The organism is Akkermansia muciniphila (assembly GCF_900184965.1).
GTDB classification, from domain to species: Bacteria; Verrucomicrobiota; Verrucomicrobiia; order Verrucomicrobiales; family Akkermansiaceae; genus Akkermansia; species Akkermansia muciniphila_A.
In genome coordinates, this window is sequence record NZ_FXYA01000162.1 from 43,944 (window position 1) to 59,026 (window position 15,083).

Consider the following 15,083-nt stretch of genomic DNA (forward strand, 5'->3'; position numbering starts at 1 on the left):
TATATATAATAAGATGCCAACAACAATTGATACCAAGTTAAACGACGATATTATCGTGTCCAAGGGATTGGAGGCGTTCAAGAATTCCCTGGCCCCCCTGGGGAAATTCTCCACCGACTACTCCAAAGAAGCCGTCAACAAAGGGGCAAGTCTGAAAGTCCCCTTAATTGGTTCTTTGACCGCTTCCGATGAAGAAAACGCCTACGAAAAGGAGACCGGAACCCTGGGGGCCGTGGAGGTCGTTTTGAATGGCTACGCCAAGGCTACCGTAGGTCTGACCGACCGCCAGTTCATGGAATCTTCCGCCGCCAGCCTGAACATTTTTGCCGGGCAAATGGGGGCCGCCGTCGCGACAAAAGTTATTGAGGGAGTGTTCGCCAAAATCACCAAGGCGAACTATCCCGCCACGCTGGCGGCGACCGCGGGCATGACCATGATGCAGCTGCTGACCCTGGCTCGCGCCAAATTCGGAGAATTGAAAGTACCTCTGACTAACCGCGTCTATTTCCCCTCGCCTTCCGCTTATACGGCCCTGGCCGAGGATTCCTCCGTTCAGGTGGCGTCCGCGCTGGCCTACGGCGGGACGGAGTACGTCCGCGACGGCGTCATTCCCCGCCTGCTGGGGTTTGATTTGGTGGAATCAACCGTTCTTCCGGCCAGTTCCGCCGCTCCCAACGGCTTTATCGTCCATCCCGCCGCGCTGGCCGTGACGGAGGATTTTTTCCATATCCCGGCGCACCAGTTGCTGTGGCGGTTGTTCCTCGTCCGGTACAACGCCAATTTGCCGCTGGACATCATTTCCGTGACGCAGGCCCTGGCGGACGGCAACCAGCTGGATGCCGTAGGAGGCAACGCCGGGCTGGCGGAAATCTACACCTTTACCACCACCGGAGCGTATTTTGAGCATTATCTCCGTACCCTGCGCGACAAGTCCCTCTTGCGGTCCATCATTGACGCCTCCGCCAAGTCCATGACGCAGGCTTTTGACAACCCGGAGGACGTAGCGGCCCTCCTGGACGCCGTGGAAACTCATATTTTCCAGATAAGGGAGCGGTCCAGGAGCCGCGCGGACGGCCCAGGGCTGGCCGCCCTCGTCCGGGAGGCCGTCACCAGCTTTGAACAATTCATTGCCAGCAAGGGGCGCATTCAGGGGCTTTCCACGGGTTTTGACCAGTTGGACCGCAAGAGCAACGGCCTCAAGCCGGGGGACATGTTCGTGATTGCGGCCCGCCCATCTATGGGGAAAACGTCTTTTTTGCTTAATATCATGGAGCATGTCGCGCTCAATGAGAAGAAGCCGACCCTGCTTTTTTCCTGCGAAATGCCCGCCGTCCAGATTGTGGAGCGTCTTCTTTTCGCCCGTTCCGGCGTCCGCCGCGGGGAGATTGTCCGGCGAGGCACGCTGACCCAATTAGAGATGCAGCATTTCAAGAGGGCCGTGGAGGACGTGGGGGCGGCCCAGCTGGTCATTGACGATACCGCGGCCATTTCCATCAACGAGCTACGGGCCAAGGCGCGCCGCGTCATGCGCGACCTGGGAGGACTGGCCGTCATTGGCGTGGACTACCTGCAACTCATGCGGTCCACGTCCAGACAGGCGGCCAACAGCCGGGAACGGGAAGTGGCGGAAATATCCGCGGGCCTGAAAGCCCTGGCTAAGGAACTCAAGGTTCCCGTCGTCGTGCTGGCCCAGCTGAACCGGGGACCGGAGACGCGCGCCGGGAAAGAAGCCGGGATTCCCCGCATGTCCGATTTGAGGGAATCCGGCTCCATCGAGCAGGACGCGGACATGATAGGCCTTCTTTACCGTTCCGACTACTACGCCGAGGACGAGGACCAGCGGCAACAACTGGCCGGACAAGCTAATCTCCACCTGGCTAAAAACCGCAACGGCCCCACCGGGGACATTCCGCTCCGCTTTGAAGCGGAACTCATGCGTTTCTCCACCCGCGAGCCGGAAAAAAAATAGTGTCCCATGTGGGACACTTGACCCTTTCTCTTTCCCCCCTCCTGACCCTTACGATTATTTAAGGATTCACCCTTACCGTGATTTATGGTTGGTCAAAGCCGGAAATGGTGGTGAGCGGCGGACGCCTGGGGTGCCAGATTGAGTTGAATCCTGTGGATTTATGCCGCGCGGCGGAGGGTATTTTTGCGGATGTAGCGGATATTCCCGTTTCATGATGAACATCCCGGTTCCGGAAATGCGTAGAGAAGAGGGCAAAAAGCTTTTCCCGGAGGTCTTTTCTCTGTATTTTTTGTTGCGTTTCATCTTCCGTCGCCATGAGTAGCCGTTCTACATTCCCTCCCTGTCTGGTTCCGCTCCATGCTATTTCGGAAGATTCCGGCACGCCGGCGTCTCTTTTCAGGGGCAGAGGCTTTCGAATGCTGCACATTCAGGCAGGTTCTCCCTGTTCTTCCGTGCGGAATGGCTTTCTGCCGGACGAACATGCCGTTTTTTGGATGAATGAACGGATGGAGGACGCCGGCTTATGAGAAGAAAAGACAGGGAAGTAACCCGGCATGGGGATTTGCTGGGAATGATCGCCCGGTTTAAGGTGTGCCGCCTGGGGCTGTGGGACGGCAGGGAGGTGTATATAGTTCCTCTCAACTTCGGTTATGAAGAAAAAAATGGTTCCCTGAGCCTGTTTTTCCACTGCGCCAGGGAAGGAAGGAAGCTGGATATCCTGCAAAACCGTCCGGAGGTTTCTTTTGAAATGGATGGGGATCATGTGTTGCTGGAGGGGGATATGCCGTGCCGGTACAGTTACGCCTACGGCTGCGTCATGGGGCGTGGCGTCGTCGAATTTCTCCGGGGGGATGAGGAAAAGGCGCATGCCCTGCGCCGCATCATGCTGCACCAGACGGGCAGGGATGCGGATTTTACCCCCGGCATGGTCCGTTCCGTATGTGTTCTGCGTCTTAAGGTGGAGGCCATCAGCGCCAAACTTCATGCGTGCCCGGAACCTCCTCCCTCCCGTTGATGGATCTTTTTATGACCGGAGAAATGGCGCCCCTGTTTGTCCGTTGGAGCCTGCCGCACTGGGCTGCCCTGGGCATCGTGGCCCTGGCCGCAGGGGGGCTCCTGTGGGGATGCCGGCGGCTCCGGATGGAGAGCCGTTCGCTTGTGGGAAAGATTCTGGGAGGGGTTTTCCTGTTGACGTTTCTGATGGAAACATTCGGCCGCATCGTCAGAGAACATTGGGAACCCTGGCAGGACAGGCTTCCGCTGCATTTTTGCAGTCTGATGACGCTGGTCTGTTTTATTGCCCTGTGGTTCCGCACGCCCTGGGCATGCGCCGTGGCGTATTTCGGCGTGCTGACGGCGAGCGTCCAGGGACTGATTACACCCATGCTTCATGACGGTTTTCCCTCCGCCGCCTTTTTCGCCTTTTTCGTTGGGCACGGGCTTTTATTGATTTCCGCCCTTTACCTTCCCGCCGTCCTGCAATGGCGCGCGCGGCCGTGGGACGACATGCGGGCTCTGGGTTTGTGCGACGCCTACCTGGTTTTGATTATTCCGGTGAATATCTGGCTGGATACGAATTACGGTTTTACCCGGTATGCCCCGGCTGGAACTGTTCTGGAATATTTCGGTTCCGTTCCGTGGTATTTGCTGACGCTTCAGATTCCGGCCCTGGTTCTTTTGCGGCTGTTGTACCTGACTGTCCGCGTCAGGAAGAAATAAAAAGGTCTCTTCTGCGGGAATGATGATTACTGCGGAAATGGGGGAAGAGGCCTGATCCGTTATTTCAGCGTTTTCAGGTCTTCCTTCGTAAACAGGTGGATTTCTTTTTCCCGCGCATGGCGTATTTTTTCCGCCCATTCCGCATCCGCCAGCAGGGCGCGGCCTACGGCAATCAGGTCAAATTCCCCTGCTTTCAGCCGTTCCACCAGCGGTTCCACACTGGCGGCCTCCGCTTCCGGCCCTCCGTCAAAGGCATTAGTAAAATCTCCCTTAAGCCCCACAGAGCCGACGGAAATCGTGGGTTTTCCGGTAAGTTTCCTGGTCCAGCCGGCCAGGTTGAGGCGGGAACCTTCAAATTCCGGTTCCCAAAAACGGCGCGTGGAACAGTCGAAGATATCCACGCCCGCATCCGTCAGCGGAGCCAGAAAAGCTTCCAATTCCTCGGGGGTATACGCCAGCTTGGCGTCATAATGGCCCGTTTTCCATTGGGAGAAGCGGAAGATGATGGGGAATCGGCTGCCCACCGCCTTGCGGACAGCATGGATGATGCGGCTGGCAAAACGGGTTCGGCCTGTCAGGTCGCCTCCGTATTCGTCCGTGCGCCTGTTGGTCTCCTTCCAGAAAAACTGGTCAATCAGGTAGCCGTGCGCTCCGTGCAGTTCCACACCGTCAAAACCCAGCCGTTTGGCGTCTGCGGCCGCCTTCGCAAAAGCATTGATAACCTCCTCAATTTTGGAGATGCTCATCGGTTCAGCCGTCTGTTCCAGCGTGTTTACGTCAATTCCGGAAGGCCCGATGGGCGGCAGCTCCGGATGGGGCAGGTCTTCTCCCTTGAAGGGCCGGGCCATGCCTACATGCCAGAGTTGCGGGGCTATTTTGCAATCCGTAGCGTGAACGGCTTCCAGCACCTTTTTCCATCCCCGCAGGGAGGCTCCCCCGAAGAAATTGGGATAGTTGGAGGAAGGTGAGGCGCTGGGCTCGTCAATGAACGTGCCTTCCGTGATGATGAGCCCTACTTCATGCCCGGCCCGCCTTTTGTAATAAGCGGCTACCTGGTCCGTGGGAACCCCGTTGGGAGAAAATCCCCGGGTCATGGCGGGGAGGACGATGCGGGTGGGAGTGTTGAGCTTGCGTGAGTGGAAAGGCTGGAACAGGATTTCCATGTCCCTGATCTTGAGTTCGTCCTGTGCATTCATAAAGGGGAAAAACGTTATCTCTGAAGCGGCCGGGCATGGGAGCCGGAACCGCACGGGAGTGAGACACCTTCCAGTCTTGTCCCGTTCATTCCTGATGCCGGGGGCTGGGGTGGAATCATTGGATGCGCCGTTTTTCCCGGCTTCCTGCCGGAAGGGACAGGAAGTTCCGGAGCAGCGCTTCTCCGTCCGGCGTCAGGATGGATTCCGGATGGAACTGAATGCCGTAAAGAGGGAGATGCCTGTGGCGGATGGCCTGCACGTTTTTTCCGGAATCCCTAGCCGTGACAATCAGCTCCGCCGGCCAGGGGAAGGAGGCAAGACGCCAGGAATGGTAAAGCGCGGCGGGAAATTGTTCCGGCAATCCCTCCAGGATGGGACACTGTTCCGTTCTGCGTATGAATTCCCGCGCTCCGTGAAGGGGCCGGGAAAGGTGTTCCAGACGGGCTCCGAAGCGCACGCCCAGGATCTGATGCCCTAGGCATACGCCCAGCACCGGAGTAAAACGGGGCAGGTGCTCCAGAAGGCGGAAGGTGGCCCGGTGGCAGTCATCCTCCACCGTTCCCGGACCGGGAGACAGGATGAGCTTTTCCCCCGCCTGAACCGCCTGTTCCAGTTCCGGTGATTCATTGGAAACCACGCGCGGAACGGCCATTCCCGTCTTTCTGACGAGTTCTGCAAGGTTCCAGGTGAAGGAATCCCGGTGGTCGATGATCCAGACGTTCGGTTGACTCATGGCGCGCACATGATAGAGTAATTCCCGACAATGTACACACGGGAGCAGACCATCAGCCGCATGAACGCCCTGGGCCGTGCGGAATGTCCGTTCTTTTTTGTCATCTCCCATGATATGGGCCATAACCTGCTGTTTGAACCTTCGGAAACGGAAAGGGAGCGCATGGCGGCTTTTTCCCTGCCGCTGGGCGCCATGGGAAGTCAGGACAGCGAAGCGCCGCTTCCGGAACGGCTGCGGTTCATTCCGTCTCCCCAGCCCATGTCCCGGTATGCGGCATCCTTCGCTTCCGTCCGGAACCATCTGATGAGGGGGGATTCCTACCTGCTGAATTTATGCGTGTCCACCCCCGTGGAAACCAACCTGACGTTGCGCCATCTGTTCCGGTTTGCCCGCGCGCCTTACCGGATGCTGCTGGGGCCGGACGCGCGGATTTCCGGAGTGCACGGCCGCGGCTGCGTCTGCTTTTCTCCGGAACCGTTTGTCACGGTGCGCGGGCGCTCCATTTCCACGTTTCCCATGAAGGGAACGGCGCCGTCCGCTACGCAGGAAGCGCGCCGCTGGCTGGAAACGGATGAAAAGGAGAATAGGGAATCCGCCACCATTGTGGATCTGATGCGCAATGATCTTTCCATGGTGGCAACCGGCGTGAGGGTAAAACGCTACCGCTATATCAGCCCTGTAGAAACGTCCAAAGGTTCTATTCTTCAATGCAGTTCCGAAATTTCAGGGCTGTTGCCGGAAAACTGGCGTTCCCGCCTGGGGGAAATCCTTCTGAAGCTGCTTCCCGCCGGGAGCGTGACCGGCGCGCCCAAGGAAGCTACCTGCCGGGCCATCGCGGAAGCGGAGAATATGGAAAGGGGGTTTTATACCGGAATTTTCGGCTTTTTCAACGGGCGGGATTTGGATTCCGCCGTCTCCATCCGCTTCATGGAGGAGGATGAACGGGGAATGATATACAAGAGCGGTGGAGGAATTACCGTCATGAGCCGGATGGAAGAGGAATACCGGGAAGCTGTTGCCAAAGTTTATGTGCCGTTTGATTTTTGAAACCGTCAAATGGGAGAATGGCGCTCCCTGCCTGCTTCCCTGGCACCAGCGGAGGGTGGAGGCCGCCATCAGTGTTCATGGCTCGAAAAGCGCCCCCGTTCCCGATCTGGCCTCCGTTCTTTCGGGCTGTTCCGGCCCGGAGGGCCGCGGCGTTTACAAATGCCATATCACGTATGATACGCGGGGAAAGGTGATCCGCACCTCTTTTGAACCTTACCGTCCCCGGCAGGTGAAGACGTTGACGTGTGTGGAAATGCCCGGCCTGGATTATTCATGCAAGTGGGAGGATCGGACAGAGCTTCTGGCGGCAGGGGCGGGACTGGCCTGTGACGAAGAAGCTCTGATTCTCCGGAACGGGATGGTGGCGGATACGCGGTACAGCAACGTGGTGTTCGGGGACGGTTCCTCCTGGGTTACTCCGGAAACTTTTCTGCTTCCGGGAACCAAGCGCGCCTTCCTGTTGTCCCGCGGAGACATTCAGGAATGTTCCGTAAAAGCGGAAGATATAGGCAAATTCCGTTTCTGTTCCCTGATTAACGCCATGCTGGATCCCGGAGATGTGGTGGTGCGGACGGAGGATATCATCCTGCGTTGAGGGCATAAAAAGCGGCCACTCCGTAGATACGGAATGGCCGCCCGGCAGGAAACATTTGATTTCTTCTTAAATGGCTCCGCAGTAGTGGGCGCAGCACCACATGGCGCGGGGATGGTGGAAGAAGGATTTCCAGAGGCTTCCCTTGAGGGTGTTGGCCCGGGAACCGTCCTTATTCAGATAGCCGAACCAGTCGCCGTGCTGCGCGTCCTGGAAGTGGGAGAAAGCCCAGTTGCGCACCATGTCGTGGCGGATGGCATAGCGTTCTTCCCCTGTGAGCTTGTAGGCGAGCGTCATGGCGATGAGCGCTTCATCATGCGGCCACCAGAACTTCATGTTGTGCCAGTATTCCTGGACGGGCTTGTTGTACACGTCCGTGTAGTACAGCATGCCGCCGTTTTCCTTATCCCAGCCGCGGGCGAATGCCCAGTCAATCATGTCGCAGCCCACCTTGATGAGTTCAGGGTCATTGCCGCGATGGCGGGCTTCTTCCAGCACGAACCATCCTCCCTCTGTAGTGTGGCCGGGGTTCAGGGTGCGTTCATCGAAGTGGTCGATGATGGAGCCGTCCGTTCCCACCACTTCCATGACTGCCTGGATGTCAGGTTTCATGAACAGGGTGCGGAGATCGTTGATGCAGCGGTCTGTCCAGCCGGTATAGAAGCCGTCGTCATCTCCCAGGTACTTGCGCATTTCCTGAGCTGTGTTCAGCGTAATCATGCGGGTGCCGAGGCCGGTCGTGGGGCGTTCCCCGGTGAACTTGGGAACCATCTTGCCGGGAGTGAAGCAGTTGTCCGTGAAGATGTCGAACCAGTGGCGGGCTTCACGGGCGGAATCCCGGCTGCCGGTCGCCCTGGCGTGCGCTGCAAAGGCGATGGCGGCGAAAGATTCGCTGTAGGCGTAGCGGCGTTTACGGATGGGGGTGCCGTCGGCGGCTACATGAAAGAACATGCGGCCGTCCGTTGGGTCAACGCACTTGGTTTTCAGGAATTCCAGAGCGCTTTCCGCCCATTTGAGCCAGTCCGGATTCTTTTCGATGCTGTTGTACATCGTCAGCAGCATCCATGCCATACGGCCCTGGGCCCAGACGGATTTGTCGGAGTCCACCAGTGTGCCGTCTGCGTCAAAACAGTGGTAAAGACCACCGTTTTTTTCGTCGTAGGCACGGGGGAACCAGAACGGCAGAACGTCTTCCAGAAGCTGGCGGCGGTAGAACTTGCCCAGGGAGGGCATATCAAGAGTTGCAGCCATATCGGTCAGATTCCGGGGTTCAGTTTAAAGCCCACTGGAAGAAGCCGATGCCTTCCAGTTCGGAACGGAGTTCCTTCAGCTGATCAGCGGTCGGGTTGCCCTGCGGAAGTCGGGCGGGTCCAAGATCAACGCCCAGCCAGCCCATCAGAGCCTTGGCGCAGCCCATATACCCTTTGGAGGCCAGGATATTGATCATCTGCACGGACTTCCACTGGCAGTCGCGCGCCGTTTCCACGTCGCCTTCCGCAAAGGCTTTCATGAGTTTCTGGTACAGGGCCGGAGCAAAGTTGAAGGAGCTCCCCACGGCGCCCTTGGCCCCTACGGAAAGAGCGCCCGTAAACCATTCGTCCACACCCCAGGGGATGTCCACGGTTTCGTCGTAATTCAGCGTGGTCTGGTACAGGGCCAGATCCGGATTGGTGAATTTGATGCCTGCGAAATTCGGAATCTGTTCCTTGGCCAGCTTGATGAATTCCACCGGGTTGAAGCGTACGCCCGTCAGCACGGGGATATCATAGTAATAATAGGGCAGGTCGGGTGCGCCGGAGGCGGCGAAAGCGCAGCATTCCACCAGGCGCTGGACAGTGCCGGGCTTGTAGTAGGAGGGAGCAAGGGAACTGGTGGCCACGAATCCGCACTCCTGGGCAAAAGCGGCCAGTTCCCGGGCGTCCCAGACGCTGTTGGAACCGGTATGGGCGATAACTTCCACGCCATGCTTGGCGGAGGCTTCCTTCCAGGCGGAATAGATTTCCTTGCGTTCTTCAAGTTGCATGGAGGAGGATTCACCGGTACTGCCGGTAATGAAAGCAAGCTTGATGCCCTGGGAGGCAAGCAGCTTGGCCTGGGCGTCAACGCTGGAAGGATTCAGAGAACCATCCGCCTTGAACGGAGTATGTACGGCGGCCACCAGGCCGTGGAGTTTCAATGACGTGTCCATATTGTGTAGTGATATGAAAATAATTCGGGGCGATGATTGCAAATCATCTTGGGAAAGACAATCCCTGAATCCTCCTGAATCAAAAAAGACCACATGAAAAAATGCGCGTGAGCGCAGATGCAGAGAATTCTTCAAAACGCTGGAGGGAACGGTCTATTGGTTCATAACGTGATGCGGCGATTTGGCCTGTCCCGGCAACCAGTTTGCTTCATAGCGCCAGATATCCGCTCCTTCCGGTTTCCGGGGAGAACCCATCGGCATTTTGTGTTGCCATGAAGGTAACATTGCCGGCATGGGAGAACGTTTTTCCGGAAGTGCAGTGCTTTTGCCGGGGACGGCAAAACTCCCTTCCCTCAATTCTTCCCATGCAGGGAGGGCACAGGAGTCCTGGCCGGGAGGGTGTACAGTTTTTCAATGTCGTCCAGATAGCGGGAAATAGGTGTATTGGCCGGCTGCTCCTGTTCCCGGAGGATTTTCACGGCTGCCGCGTAGGAAGCGAATGTCTTGCCGGTTCCGGACCGCGTGTTGATTTCATACCAGTCCATATAATCCCGGACGCGGCGGGCGGTTTTCATGGAAAGGTTCCTGATTTCCCGGAGCTGGCTGATTTTGGGGCCGGCTTCCCGGCTGTTGACTTTCCCTGTTTGCATCAGGGCCACCAGCTTGGCATATTCTACAATGACGGGCCGGTATGAAGGAAAGGAACGCCTGCTGAGGTTGAGCAGGCTGCCGGCCACATTAGAAAGCTGCCTGTTCAGATCCGGCAGGGAATGGGCCTGCTCCAGGTCATCCAGGGGAAATGTGACGGTGGTGCGGGTATCCGGATCATACTTGACCAGGGTGAGTGCTTCCTGAAGGTGCCGTTCCGTTTCCGTAATCGTGAGAGTTTCCGTCAGGGGAGGCGTCGCCATGCGGGAAAGCTGAAGCGTCCACCATTTATGGAGGGAAGTGGGAGTCAGGCTGAGCTGCGGAAAATGGCGTTTGATGAGGTTTCCGGGATCGTCATTGCCCAGAATAGCCTGGTCCAGAAGCTGTTTCATGCCTTCCGGGCCGTTTTCCTGGTTCAGCAGGCAAAGCGCCAGGGCTCCGCAGGAAGTTTGATAGGCCGCGTAAGAGGTCGCATCCAGTTCCTTTTCCGGTTCCCGGCAATTCAGAATTTCTTCCGGAGTCATAATGCCGGACTGCTGGAACAGGGTGGAATACATGGCGCGGTCAGCTTCATTATTGTGCCACAGAACAGCCTGTTCCAGCCCGGCAATCAGCCAGGGGGGCAGCGTGACGTTATCCGGCAGGCCTTCCGGATCCACCGTGCGCAGCATCATTTCATAAAGCAGGGTGGAGACGATGGCGCGGCGCAGACTGTCTTGGTTGATGCCGTGGCCCAGGTGAATGAAAATGTTATAGGAGAGGGTGTTGCCCACAATGACGGTTTGCATGCGGACGGGGTTGGCCGGAACGGGGCTTCCCGGTTCTCCTACCAGGCGGATGTTGATGCCGTTTTTCCATTCGTCAGGCTGCTTGAGGACCTTGAGCAGCGCGGTGCGTATGGCATCCGCCCGGGTGGCGATGGCCCCGGCCAGCAGGGAGTCCATCCCGGTGACATGAAATTGCCTGGAAGTGGAAACGCTGGTGAACGGCTGCCGTCTGGCAGGCTGTTCCTCCGTTCCGGCGGCGGCTTTTGCCGGAGGCGAAGGGGGGACAACGGGACTCACATTGGAATTGCCCTGCAATACAGGACGGTCCGAGGCGTCATCAATAAAAGCCGCATCCTGGACGGATATTGCTTCTTCTTCCGGCGGCCGCACTTCCGCGGAAGAAACATCGCCAGCCCCTTTCTGTTCCTGCCCCCGGACAGCAGGGGGCAGAAGAAGAGCCGTCAACAGAAAGACGCATGTTCCCCTGAATTTCATCCGCGGAAAAAGTTAGTCGAATTGTTCCGCCAGACAGCTGAAATCCTCTTCCGCATGACCTTCCCGGCACAGCTTACCCATGATGGAGGAAACCAGGGAGGCAACAGGAGGGTGGATTCCTTTTTCTGCGGCAAGTTCCTGAGCGTAAATACTATCTTTCCTCATGTTGTCCAGGGAGAAATGAGTGGAAAAGTCGCGCTTTGCCATCAGGGGCAGCTTCAATGCGGCCAGAGGGGAGGCGATGACGTTCCGGGAAATGGCCTGGCCCAGCATTTCCGGGGAAATGCCGTACGCCTGGGAGATGGCCAGGGCTTCGCTCAAACTCTGCACCATGGTGGCGGAGACCATGTTGGTGACCAGTTTGACGACGGTGCCGGCTCCAATGCCTCCCAGATGCAGGATGTCCCGGGAACTGTGCTCCAGCACGGGGCGTATGCGGTCCAGAGTGGTGGAATCCGTTCCAACGTAGTAAACCAGTTCCCCTTTTTCTGCGGGCAAACGGGAGCCGGTGAACGGGCAATCCACATACGTGCAGCCGATGGAGGAACTCATCAGGGAGAGTTTTCCGACAGTCGCCAGGTCAATAGTCGAGTGGTTCAGAATGATATGCTCCGGTGTCAGGGCCTCCCTCATTTGTTCAAACACTTCCAGACAGGCATTCCTGTCTTTCAGGTAGAGCTGAATAATTTTGGAAGCGCGGGCCGCATCCGCCGGGGTAGGAACCGCTTCTGGAAAATCCTCCCGCGGAGTTCTGTTCCAGACGGTGACCGTGTCGCCCATCCCGGCCATATGGCGTGCAATCCGTGAGCCAATGAGGCCCAGTCCTAAAATGGAAACGTGATGCATGGCTTTTATTCAGTGGGGAAAAGGATAATGACGTCAGGAACCGATTCGGAAACGGCTTTTCCTGCGCGGAGGTTCCTGTTTTTCCGGCTTGGGCGTTTCCGTTGCGGCAGTCGCGGCTTCTGCCGGAGGTTGTGCGGATGTAGCCGCGGGGGCGGTTTCCTTCATTTGGGAGGCCAGAGAGGCTTGCCCGGATTCCGGACGGTGGCTGACGACAACCTGTTTGGGACCGGCGGAAGGCTTTTCCCGCGCATTCGGATCCTCCGCCACATGAGCAGGCACTTCATTGGCTTCGTGGGGAATGACAGACGGATCGCTTATTGCCGCGGCCAGCCGGGTTTCTCCCTCTTTTGCGGCGGATGAGGGATTCTGGTTCGGAGCCTGCTTTTTGCGGGGCAGGGTGGTGGTTCCGGTAATGGCAAGTTCCAGGTCGGAATCCGGCAGGCCTCCGCTGCGGATGGCTGCGTCATAGCTCTTGCGGGCCTGCGCCGTGCGGCCCAGCCGGGAATAGGTCCAGGCCAAGTTGAAATGCGCGTCCGGTGATTCCGGTTGGATTTTCAGGGCGTTTTCAAAGTGGATAACCGCTTTTTCATAGTTTCCGGCGCTGGTTTCCAGGTTGCCCAGGTAAAGCAGGGCAAGGGCGTTGGCCGGATCCAGCCTGACCGTTTCCGTCAGGGAGGCGATGGCGCGCTGGTCTTCCCCGGCGCGGTATTGGGCCACCCCCATCATGAACCATGCAGGGGAGGATGATGCGTCCAGTTCCGTGGCTTTTTTTAGAAATTTGATCGCTTCCTCCGCCTTGTTGCGCTGAAGCAGAATAGTCCCCAGATTGACCAGGGCCGGAACGTGGGCCGGCTGGAAGTCCAGCAACGTCCGGTACAGCTGTTCTGCGGCGGCATAGCGTTTTTTGGCGAAGGCTTCTGCGGCGCCTTGTCCCAGGGCTTCCGCCTCCAGCTTCCGGCGCACTGTGGCTTCCATGCTCCGGTTCAGCGCCTTTTCCTGGTCCGGAGTAATGGCCCCGGCGGAGATGGCGGCCAGGCGGGCCTGTTCGGCGGAACGTCTTTTCAGTTCTTCCATCTGCCGGGTGAGTTCTTCCACCTGAATGTTTTTCTGTTCCAGGGCCTTCTGGGCCCGCGCCAGGGCTTCCGCCTGTTTTTTGTCGTTTTTGGCGGATTTGTCCGCTTTGGTTTTCATCTGGCTGCGCGCCAGTTCCAAATCCCGGGCAAGCTGGGCGGCCTTGCCGCGTTCCGCAGAGAGGGCTTGAGCCAGCTTATTGATTTTTTCCTTTTGCTGAGCCGTCAGGGGAACATTGATATTGTTATCCTTGGCAATGGCATTGACAATTTGTTTTTCCGCGGGGGTGAGCCTGATGGCTTCTTCATTATCCATCAGGGAGGCTATTTCCGCTGTATCCGGGTTTTCCTGATGCAGCCGCTTATAGGTGCTGATGAGCAGGGAGCGGCTCTGGTCCTGCACGGAAAGGATGCGGAGCTGCTTGGCGATGGTGGAGCGCAGCAGCTGGTTTTCTTCCAGAAGAAGCGGGCTTTTTTCCGGATTGGCCTCCAGCTTGGACAGTTCCACATCCGCATTAATGAGCTTGGTATTCAGCTCTGTAATGCGTTTGCGGTAGCCGATGTTTTCATCCCGGATGGCAATCAGTTTCTGTTTCAGGTCTGCGGATTCCCCCCGCGCCTCTTCCAACGCTTTCAGATTGGCTTTCCGCTGTTCTTCGGAATCGGACTTGGCCGTTTCCAGAGCGGCGATTTTGTCCTGGGCATCCTTGAGCTGGGCCGCCAGCGTCAGGTTGCGGTCCAACAGGTTTTTTGTTTTGTCCGGACTGTTGAGCTCCACCAGGGCCGCCAACTGGTCGCGGTCTTTCTGGAGGGCGTTTTTCTCATCCGTCACTTTGTCCAGTTTGTCCTTGTACTCCTTGAGCTGCAGCTGAAGATCGGCGACCTGCTCCAGGTAACGGGCCTTGTCCTGGCTGAGGGAAGTGACATGTTGTTCCAGTTCCTCCACTCTCCTGGTGAGGGTCTGGATGAGCTTGTTGCTGGTCTTTCTCTCATCCTCCATCTGCTTTTTGACCTTGAGCAATTCATCCCGGTAAACGGATTCTCCGGCGGATGCCACGGCCAGTTTCGCCAGAACCTCCTCCTGCTCCCGGCGGGTACGCTTGAGAGCCTGGATCAGGGCCTTGTTCTCCATGGTGGTTTTATCCAGCAGTCTTCGAATGCGTTCGTAATTGCTTTCCACCACTTCCGGAGCCGCCCCGGGAGAAACGGAGGGGGACGGGATGGTATTGACTAGGGATTCTCCGGGCCGGGTAGGGAATTCCACGCCCTTGTAGCCGGGAGGAAGGGCTATGTTGGGTTTGGGCCTGGGGCGCTTCGGCACGGAGGCAGGGCGTTCCAGCTCCAGGCCGGAGCTGGATGAAGAGGCGGCGGCCTGCTGCTGGGCCAGCTTCTGCCACTGGTCCAGATTTTCCCTGTTGAGCTGGCGGCGCGTTTGCAGCAGTTTGGGCCGCCATTGGGGATAAGATTTGGCCAGGCGTCCGAACTTGTCTTCCGCTTGCTGCGTCAGGCGGATGGCTCCTATATAATCCCGTTTTTCCACCAGCCCCGCGGCTTGGGTCACCAGCTTCAACGCCTCCAGATACATATCCGTTGGGTCCTGCCTCGCTCCGGCGGTGACGGGCATGGGGCCGGGCATATACACCCCCTGGGCCAGAAGAGGCATGGAGACGCTGGTCAGGGACAAAGCAAGGGTAATGCCAAGGGGGAGAGGTGTCATCATGGGGAGAGGCTTTGTTTACATACGGCACACCGTCCTGAATCGCAAGAATAAACCGTGTCTTGTGCTTGTGTTCGCGGGGGCGGGTGCTAGACT

Annotated in this window: 13 protein-coding genes; 5 read left to right on the forward strand and 8 right to left on the reverse strand. The window is 57.8% G+C overall.

Annotated features, from left to right (window positions below; translation table 11 throughout):
• The first annotated feature begins 13 nt into the window (after positions 1-13).
• Positions 14-1,969, forward strand: a complete 1,956-nt coding sequence (gene dnaB, locus CI070_RS04705) for a replicative DNA helicase (RefSeq protein ID WP_143245690.1) — start codon at positions 14-16, stop codon at positions 1,967-1,969.
• An 82-nt stretch (positions 1,970-2,051) separates the two neighbouring features.
• On the opposite strand, the gene CI070_RS13040 is transcribed toward dnaB, so the two are convergent.
• Positions 2,052-2,396 carry a hypothetical protein gene (locus CI070_RS13040; RefSeq protein ID WP_143245691.1) on the reverse strand — a complete coding sequence of 115 codons (345 nt, stop codon included), beginning with the start codon at positions 2,394-2,396 and terminating at the stop codon, positions 2,052-2,054.
• A 96-nt stretch (positions 2,397-2,492) separates the two neighbouring features.
• Here CI070_RS13040 and CI070_RS04710 point away from each other — a divergent pair, with 96 nt between their 5' ends.
• Both CI070_RS04710 and CI070_RS04715 read left to right on the forward strand, forming a co-directional pair.
• The gene (locus tag CI070_RS04710) at positions 2,493-2,984 is read left to right on the forward strand and encodes a pyridoxamine 5'-phosphate oxidase family protein (protein WP_094137021.1); all 492 of its coding nucleotides are present in this window, start codon (positions 2,493-2,495) and stop codon (positions 2,982-2,984) included.
• Positions 2,984-3,688 (forward strand): YwaF family protein, encoded by a 705-nt coding sequence (locus CI070_RS04715; RefSeq protein WP_094137022.1) that lies wholly within the window; start codon positions 2,984-2,986, stop codon positions 3,686-3,688. Before CI070_RS04710 ends, CI070_RS04715 begins: the two co-directional genes overlap by 1 nt.
• 59 nt (positions 3,689-3,747) lie before the next feature.
• Here CI070_RS04715 and CI070_RS04720 read toward each other — a convergent pair whose 3' ends face one another.
• Complete coding sequence (locus tag CI070_RS04720) at positions 3,748-4,884, reverse strand: NADH:flavin oxidoreductase (protein WP_094137023.1); 1,137 nt, start codon at positions 4,882-4,884, stop codon at positions 3,748-3,750.
• Between the two features lie 115 nt (positions 4,885-4,999).
• Complete coding sequence (locus tag CI070_RS04725; protein ID WP_179218510.1) at positions 5,000-5,617, reverse strand: anthranilate synthase component II; 618 nt, start codon at positions 5,615-5,617, stop codon at positions 5,000-5,002.
• 30 nt (positions 5,618-5,647) lie between these two features.
• On the opposite strand from CI070_RS04725, the gene CI070_RS04730 reads away from it, so the two are divergent.
• Both CI070_RS04730 and CI070_RS04735 read left to right on the forward strand, forming a co-directional pair.
• Complete coding sequence (locus CI070_RS04730; protein WP_094137024.1) at positions 5,648-6,664, forward strand: aminodeoxychorismate synthase component I; 1,017 nt, start codon at positions 5,648-5,650, stop codon at positions 6,662-6,664.
• Positions 6,645-7,259 (forward strand): aminotransferase class IV, encoded by a 615-nt coding sequence (locus CI070_RS04735; RefSeq protein ID WP_094137025.1) that lies wholly within the window; start codon positions 6,645-6,647, stop codon positions 7,257-7,259. Before CI070_RS04730 ends, CI070_RS04735 begins: the two co-directional genes overlap by 20 nt.
• 66 nt (positions 7,260-7,325) lie before the next feature.
• On the opposite strand, the gene CI070_RS04740 is transcribed toward CI070_RS04735, so the two are convergent.
• From CI070_RS04740 to CI070_RS04765, 5 genes are all read right to left on the reverse strand, one after another.
• Positions 7,326-8,507 (reverse strand): AGE family epimerase/isomerase, encoded by a 1,182-nt coding sequence (locus tag CI070_RS04740; RefSeq protein ID WP_094137026.1) that lies wholly within the window; start codon positions 8,505-8,507, stop codon positions 7,326-7,328.
• Positions 8,508-8,526: 19 nt separating this feature from the next.
• Positions 8,527-9,444, reverse strand: coding sequence for a dihydrodipicolinate synthase family protein (locus CI070_RS04745; RefSeq protein WP_094137027.1), 918 nt, complete (start codon positions 9,442-9,444; stop codon positions 8,527-8,529).
• 353 nt (positions 9,445-9,797) lie between these two features.
• Complete coding sequence (locus CI070_RS04755; RefSeq protein WP_094137029.1) at positions 9,798-11,354, reverse strand: hypothetical protein; 1,557 nt, start codon at positions 11,352-11,354, stop codon at positions 9,798-9,800.
• 12 nt (positions 11,355-11,366) lie between these two features.
• Positions 11,367-12,200: an NAD(P)-dependent oxidoreductase gene (locus tag CI070_RS04760; RefSeq protein ID WP_094137030.1), complete on the reverse strand. Its 834-nt coding sequence runs from the start codon at positions 12,198-12,200 to the stop codon at positions 11,367-11,369.
• A 33-nt stretch (positions 12,201-12,233) separates the two neighbouring features.
• Complete coding sequence (locus tag CI070_RS04765) at positions 12,234-14,990, reverse strand: tetratricopeptide repeat protein (protein WP_094137031.1); 2,757 nt, start codon at positions 14,988-14,990, stop codon at positions 12,234-12,236.
• Between the last annotated feature and the right edge of the window lie 93 nt (positions 14,991-15,083).